1 pseudogene is annotated in these 909 nt (G+C 48.0%); it reads left to right on the top strand.

Annotated elements, in window-relative coordinates:
* Positions 1 to 9: 9 nt before the first annotated feature.
* Positions 10 to 909, top strand: a pseudogene (locus tag R7R78_RS24980) (conjugal transfer protein TraN); the annotation flags it as partial.

The raw sequence follows: 909 nt of genomic DNA, 5'->3' as shown, positions 1-909 counted from the left end.
GAGAACACAATGCGAAGTCATAATTACTTTATGAAAGCTGTGGCCTCGCTGTTGACAGTAACCATGTCTGCGCTGCCGATACATTCCTACGCTAACGGTAGCCAAGACCAGGACATCACAGCGGTGGGTAAAGAGGCCCAGGCTTTCGGACAAAACCTCTCAAACTCATTCAAGTCGAGCTCGGGGACTGTGCAAGATGGCACAATCTCTATGCCGACGTTGAAAGACGGTCAATTCCAAATGAACGGGGGGAGTCAGATTAATGTCAATGATCTATTCCCCGGAACGAGCGGGACCAACAATAAACCTGATAGTTATTACTTCCCTTATTCCAATAAACCTGATGTGGGCGGTCTGCAAGGCATTTACGACTCTGGCGATGACATGGACAGCGTGGGGAATAATGCAAAAGGGTCGCTGTGGAGTGATGCCAATAGTGCTAATCCATCAATCTCTGGTGCGGCATACAAGGTTCTTCTCGATGCCTCTAATCGATCACGCCCTGATTTCAGTAATGACCCTGTACTAAATCTAAGCAAAAAGACCTATGAGGATATGGACCTCATCGCAGGTGGCTTTGGGGATTGTTCTGCCGAAACAACCATCAATCAGAATACTATCAACGCCCACATTCCAGAGTATGAACGGTGTCAGCGTGTTGTAGATCAAAGCGCGGACTGTGAGGTTGTCCATGACTACGATGCCTCTGTGGTGAAGCACTATGATGGTCCATATAACCTCAAATCTTGTGGAGAAGGCTGTACTGAGTTGTGGATTGGCCGAGTTGGTAACGACTACTGGAGTGGCAACTGTTCGATTTATGAGGAATACACGCGGGTCCAAGTCAGTAATCCAGACGCCATAGTGTCTGCAACTCTTGAGTACGCCAAGTGGGATGACTACATGCAA

Source organism: Vibrio sp. 2134-1 (assembly GCF_033339495.1).
The sequence above is the reverse complement of the archived record's forward strand: the minus strand, read 5'-3'. Positions and strand labels throughout refer to the sequence as shown.